General features: G+C 68.7%; 4 protein-coding genes. 2 read left to right on the top strand and 2 right to left on the bottom strand.

Annotated features, from left to right (window positions below):
* Positions 1-45: 45 nt before the first annotated feature.
* Both ACFU8Q_RS37750 and ACFU8Q_RS37745 read right to left on the bottom strand, forming a co-directional pair.
* On the bottom strand, positions 46-4,077 hold the full coding sequence (locus ACFU8Q_RS37750) for a hypothetical protein (RefSeq protein ID WP_384463552.1): 4,032 nt from the start codon (positions 4,075-4,077) through the stop codon (positions 46-48).
* Between the two features lie 467 nt (positions 4,078-4,544).
* Positions 4,545-5,177 (bottom strand): DUF2461 family protein, encoded by a 633-nt coding sequence (locus ACFU8Q_RS37745; protein WP_384463549.1) that lies wholly within the window; start codon positions 5,175-5,177, stop codon positions 4,545-4,547.
* Positions 5,178-5,214: 37 nt separating this feature from the next.
* On the opposite strand from ACFU8Q_RS37745, the gene ACFU8Q_RS37740 reads away from it, so the two are divergent.
* A complete protein-coding gene (locus ACFU8Q_RS37740; protein ID WP_384463545.1) occupies positions 5,215-5,826 on the top strand; it encodes an SMI1/KNR4 family protein in 612 nt (203 codons plus the stop codon).
* A 118-nt stretch (positions 5,827-5,944) separates the two neighbouring features.
* On the top strand, positions 5,945-6,484 hold the full coding sequence (locus ACFU8Q_RS37735) for an SMI1/KNR4 family protein (protein WP_384463542.1): 540 nt from the start codon (positions 5,945-5,947) through the stop codon (positions 6,482-6,484).
* Positions 6,485-6,513 lie beyond the last annotated feature (29 nt).

The raw sequence follows: 6,513 nt of genomic DNA, 5'->3' as shown, positions 1-6,513 counted from the left end.
GTCCTGGAGGACCGGGTGCGCGGGGTGGGTGCCTGAGTCACCGGGTCATGATCCCGTATATCCGATCTCGCCGAGGCGCTTCTTCATGACGTCGGCGTAGCCGGTGGTGCCGGCGTTCTTGGGGTGGAAGGACTCGCGGCTGATGCACCGGCCGCCGGAGATGCCCCAGAGGCACGATGCCGGAACGGACGCGGGGTCGCCGTCGTGGAAGTCGCCGTCGCCGTTGGGGCCAATGACGATCTTGTTGATCCACTCGGGATCGTCGCATCCGCCGTGGCCGACGAAGGCATCGACCGGGTTGGCGTACTCGATCTTGAGTTTCTGCGCGCCCGTGCGCAGGTCGTCCACCGCCTTCTTCTGTTCCGCGTTCGCGTAGTTGACCAGCTCGGCCAGGGCTTCGACCTCGGTCATGTCGAAGTAGAGGGAACCGGCGCACTTGACCGTGCGGCTGAGGAGTTCGGGATACCCCATCAGGACGATGTGGGCGTTGGACGCCTTGGCCGCGATCTTCTCCAGAACGACGGAGAGGTCAGGGATCATACGGTCGATGATGGCCTTCTTGTCGGCCAGGAAGGAGTCGGAGGCACAGTTGGAGAGGGAACTGCACTCCTGCATGGCGCCCGCGAAGCCATTCTCGTCATTCCCGCCGAGGGTCAGCATCACGAGCGTGGTGTCCTTGCTCAGGACTCCGGAGTCGACCTGGAGGACTTCGTTGAACTGACCCTCCTTGTGCTTCTGCGGAATGTTGCCGGAGGGGACGGTGGCCACGTTCTTCGTCATGGCACCGGAACAGGCGGCGAAGCCGAGTTCCACGTCGTAGCCCCAGCCGTCACTGTCGGCGCCGACCGACTCGGTCATGCCCGGCAGGGTGATCTTGCGGGCCCAGGCGTTCCCGCTGCGGCGACAGCCGTTCCACTCCGACGTGCCGTGATCCTTGTCGCTCTCGAAGGAGTAGTCACCGGCGCCCTCGCCGGAGCTGTACGAGTCACCGAGCACGGCGACCATGTGCTTGGGCTTGTCGCCGAGCGGCTGGAAGGCGACCGCGTCCCAGGCCACGTCCTCGCTCCCGGTGCCGTCGAGTGTGGCGTTCGACAGGCGGACGCGCGGCTTGCCACTGACCTTGTAGGCGCCGATCGACACCCACGCGTTCTTGCCGCGTTTCTGGCCGATGGTGCGGTTCCGGGAGAAGGTGCCGTCACCCGTGTCGATCTCGTACTTCGCCTGCTGGGTGTGGGCTCCGTGGTCCGGCAGGTGGACCATGATGCGCACCCACTCGTTCATGTCGTAGCCCAGCGACCAGGTGCCGGTGGTCAGCAGACGCGCCCCATCGGCGTCACCGGCCTTGCGCGTGTGGGAGAACCAGAAGTGGTTGCCGTACGCGGCACCGATCTGGTGCAGGTCCATCTTCCCGGAGCCGGTCGCGAAGTCGAAACCGAACGAACCGGCCGAGGAGACATTGCCGCAGCTGCGCAGATCCGATCCGGCCGGGCGCGTACCGTTGGGCAGATCGTCCACCACATACGTGCCGGAGGGGACACCGGGACCGCAACGGGGCGGGTAGGCATTGCCGTCAGGCTGTTCCGGATACGTGTCGTCGAAGCGGTGGACCGGGTTGCCGCACTGGGCGCCCTTGTCGCAGTCCTTCCACTTGACGTCCTTGTTCCACCAGCAGTAGAGGCGGATCGACGAGCTGGGGTCGTCCAGCTCACAGGCGCCCTGGCCCGGGTCGTTGGAGTCGCCGTCGCCGATCTTGCCGGGGTTGCAGTTGTTGGATGAGTCGCAGAACAGGTCCTCGGCCGGCTTGGCCCCGGTCCGCAGGACGTCGCTGTTCCACCAGGCGGCGCGGTAGCCGGCCTGCATGTCACCGGGGGCGAACATCGCCGAAATGGGGCGGGCCGCCCAGCCGATCACCTTCTCCTGATACGGCCAGTCCTGCGGGTGCGCGGCGTGCGAGTAGTCGTCCTTGCGCTCGGAGTTCTCCAGGAACGGGGTGCGGTTGGCCTTCCACAGCGGGTTGGCCGGGTTGTTGGTCCAGCCCACCCCCCACTTGCCACCGTTCTTGGACGCCTCCGACTGAGGATGGAAGCCGGCGTTGTACGCCCACAGGGCGAACGTCCAGTTCTCGATGTACTTCGGGCTGCCCTCGTTGATCAGCATCCCGGCCTTGTAGGTCTCGTTCCACTTGCCGACGAGGATGTTCACACCCGCGGCGATGTTCGCCGTGTAGTCGAGCGCCACCGCCTCCTGCTGCGTGGTGGACAGCGGCTGCTCGCCGGTCTTCTCCTTGCCGTGCACCCGCATGCCATCGGTGACCTGGGTGATGCCGTAGCCGCAGTCGGCCTTGCTGAAGTCGATCTTCCACGGGTCGTTCTGCTCGCCGTCGGCGGCGTACTCGATGCCGTAGTAGTTGCCGATCAGCGGATTGGCGGTGACGCCGGGCACGGCATAGCGGGTGGCCTGCCACATGTTGGACTCCTGCGCGGTAACGCCGAGCATCACCTGCGCGGGAACATGGAAGTCCTCGTCGTTACCGGGGTCGCCCACCATCGGCACCAGAGGGAATAGGCTCTGCGGCTGGTAGCCGGCCATGCCCGTGCCCTTCCAGTCCGCCGGGCGGGAGATGTGCTTGTTCAGGTTTCCGGTGACGGCCTGGTCCACGGCCCACTCGACCTGCCGGGGCGTGGGCTGGAACGCCTGCTTGCGGGGGTCGCCGCGCGGCACCGAGCAGTAGCGGTCCGCGTCCACCGGGCTCTCCGCCGCGACACGTGACGCCGTCGCGGCGGGCTTCGGCTCGGGCAGCACCGGGGACGTGCCGGCGCCCTGCGCCGCCGCCTTCTCCCCGCCCAGCACCTCGTCCGAGGGCAGCGCGTCCAGGGACACGGACTTGTCCGTGGCCAGCACGTGTACGTCGGTGCGCACCGTGCGCGCGGTCAGCGCCTCCTCGGGGCGTATCCGCGAGTCCTTCCCATCGGCCCACCGCGAGGTGACGGCCGCCCTCCCTGAGGTCGACACGGTGGTGTCCTTCGCAATGCCCGCCACATGCCTGACCGTGCCCGGCAGGGCGCTGCGGACCTGGGCCTTCCCGGTGACGAAGACCGTGCCGGACGCGGCACGCGCCAGGTCGAGCCCCTCCATGGCCCCGGAAGCGAGGACTCCGGGGACCCGGCCGCCCTTGGCCTCGGTGATCTGCTGGGCGGACACGCGGCGCACGGCGCCCTGCGCCTTCGCGCCCTTGTCGGCGTCGCGGTCCAGGAACACCACGCCCCCGTCCGCGTCCGGCATGAGCCGGAAGGGCACGGCCGCCGTCTCAGCGACGGTGCGCATCGTCCCGTGGGCGTCCACCCTGGCCAGGCTGGAGCCGCGCGCGGCCACGATGTTCTTGCCGACCGGCACGGCCGAGGTGACCTGGCCGCTCAGGGTCAGCGCCTTGCCGGTAGTGCCGCGCGCGCTGTCCACCCGGAGTAGCCGCGTCTCGTTCCGCTTCGAGTCGTCGTCCGTGAACTGGGAGAAGACGGCGTCCTCGCCCGTACCGCAGCCGGGCGAGAAGTAGCCGAGCGTGGCCTGGAACGGCAGCTTGGTGACCTTGCCGCTGGTCAGGTCGACCACAGCGGTGAAGGCACCGCGCGTCATCAGCTCCGGCTTGTTCGTGAACGTCCGGGGTGCGTACGCGACGGCGGCGCGTTCGCCGGAAGCGGTCACGCAGACATTGCCGATCCAGGTGTCGGTGTCGAAGCCCGGCTCGGACAGCGTCGCCGCCGTCTTCCACCGGTAGCCGTCCTTCGCGACGGCGGTCAGCACATGAAAGCCCGTACCGTCACCCGACGACGTCCAGATCCGGTCCGCCGAATCCTTGTATCCGTCGCCCAGCACAGAACGCCGGTTCTCGGTGGGTACCGCTGACGGACGGAGGTCCGCCCCCTCGTTGCCGCCCGCCTCGGACCGGCCATCGGCGGCGCTCCCGGGCGCGGGCTCGTCGGCGGACGCCGGCGCCTGGACAAGCCCCATCGCCATGGCGCACACGGCCAGGCCGACGATGGCTCTGCTCCTTCGGCGTGTTCGGTATCTGTGCTTCAGCATGTGTCTCCTCCATGCGGTGGGATGACCGGCCGAAGTGCCGTTTCGGCCGGGGCACTGCCGGCAGCGGCGGCGATACGACAAGGAGGCGCCGCGACACGGCCCGGGGCCGGAGTCGAGCGCCTCGCCTCACCAGGCGCGAACCGGGGTCGCGTTCCCCCGGCAGACGTGCCCGTCACCGGGGCCTCCTGGCAAGCCGTGTTGTCGTAGAGGTGAGTCGTCGCGCCGGTCCAGACCATATGCAGCCACTTCGCGTGGCGGGCCCGCCCTGATCACGCCTGGCTGCTTTTCGGGGCCCTCCGGGGGCGAGTCCGGCGCCCGCAGGGCCGTGACCTGTGGGGTTCCTGGGACAATTTGTTAACGGCGTTGCCCCATAGGGGAGGTCGAATGGCTGATTCTTTGCGGATGGCCTGGAACTCTCGCCCCGGGCGGCGGGGTGCCTCCGATCCGGCGGCGTCGACCGGGTGAGGTCACGAAGTACGCGTGACGTGGCGGGCGAGCCACGTCAGCAAGGGGTCCAGGTAGGCGGCGGCCGCCAGGACCCGATCGACGGCTTCGGCGGTGTGCAGCCACTCCTCGTCACCGAGGGCGCGGGCCGCGATCAACGAGCGGTGGCGGAGCAGGTCCGCGCGGGCGTGGTCGGCCGGGTAGCCGCGCGGAGGACGCTTCATCACGTCCCCGGAGACGTCATAGCCCTTGTTCCGCACGGCGTCGACGAGGGCGGACAGCTCCCGGCCGCTGCCCTCGGCGTCAACGGCTCCGCGGTACGCGTCGACCTGGCCCGCGTCGGGATACCACCAGGCCCCCTGGACCCGCAGGCCCTCCAGGGAGAACCGGAGCCCGATCTCGACCTTGCGCCCGATCCGGATCACCGCGCCCTGGTTCTGCCACCACCAGGAGTTGGTCCGGTAGTGCCAGACGGAGAAGTCCTCGTACCGGGCGTCGGCGTCCGCGACCTCATTGAGCAGATCGATCATCGGCTGCCGCACCAGCCGCTCACGATCCGCCCGGCAAGACTCCCTGGTCTCCCTGTCCGGTTCGCCCTGAAGCCGCACCAGCACATCCATGGCCTGCTCCGGCCAGCCGCCGAACTGTGCGCCCATGCGCGGAGGATAGCCCCATCACAGAGAGGACGCGCACATGAACAGCAGCGCTTCACCGGACGGACCCGATGACCTTCACACCCTGTGGCGAAGACTTGAGACCTGGTTGCGGACCCACGCCCCCGGAGACTTCTCCGCCCTACGACCGGGCGCGTCCGTCACGGAGATCGCCACGCTGGAGGCCGGGATCGGCTTTCCGCCCGACCCCGCACTCGCGTCCCTCCTGTCGATGCACAACGGTGTCGAGCGCCGACGGTCCAGCGGCAGCCCCGGAGCCTTTCTTCTCGGATACAGCCTGCTTCCGGTGGACCGCATCATCGAATCCCACGCCCACCTCGTCTCCCTGGCGAACGACGCCGTCGAGGACGGCTACGAGGAAGAAGTGATCGGCAGGATCGCCCATCCCCGATGGGTCCCGTTCGCCCAGGCCCTTACCGGCGACCTCCTCTTCATCGATCACCGAACCGACGGCTTCGGGGCCATCGGGGAGATGTCATTCGGAGACCCCGACTACGCGAAACTGTGGCCCAGCCTGCCCGTCATGCTCCGTGACCTGTGCAGCGCGGTGGAAGGCCCGACCCCGGTCAGCCTTGCGCGACGCTTTCCTTCTCTTCACGAGAACCGGATGGTCGAGTGGGTCACGGACTGAGGCGAAGGGCCCGTCCAGGGCGGTCCGTTCCGGGCCGGCCGGGGATCTTCCCGATCCGGCGAGACCCCGTGTCGTAGGCTGCGCCGCGAGAGGCGCGACGAGGGAGTGGGGGCCGGTCATGGATGAGGCACAACGGGCGTGGCGGCGGCTGGTGGGCTGGCTGGAGGCGCATGCTCCCGTGACCGCGGCCTCGGTTCTGGGCCCTGCGGCTGCGGCGGACATCTCCGCGACGGAGGACCGGATGGGTATCGCGTTCCCGGCCGAACTGCGGGCCTGGCTGCTGGAGTCGGGGGCCGGAGAGGTCACCGAAGGGGTCGCGCCCGGGAACCGGGACTTTCTGGGGCTCGTGGCCATGGAGCGTACCTATGCGTTCAAGATGGAGATCGAGCGCGACGACCCGTCCGACGATCCGGAGTTCCCCTTCTGGCACGAGCAGTGGATTCCGGTCGTCTCGGACGAGGACTCCTGTTACGGAAAGTTCCTGGACGCGCGAAGCGGCCGGATCGGTTCATTCGGTGACGGGGACGCGCCCTCCTTCGAGGTCCACGCTTCGCTGGCCGACCTGTTCGACGACACCGTCGCCCTCATGGAGCAGATCTCCGCGGGGGCGTCGCCTACGGCCGGACATGTGGAGGACGGCCGACTCGTCTGGGACTGACGTCCTCACCGCACGGGCAGGGCCCATGG

This window comes from Streptomyces sp. NPDC057543 (assembly GCF_042801895.1).
Taxonomy (GTDB): domain Bacteria; phylum Actinomycetota; class Actinomycetes; order Streptomycetales; family Streptomycetaceae; genus Streptomyces.
This window is presented reverse-complemented; position numbering and strand designations above follow the sequence as displayed.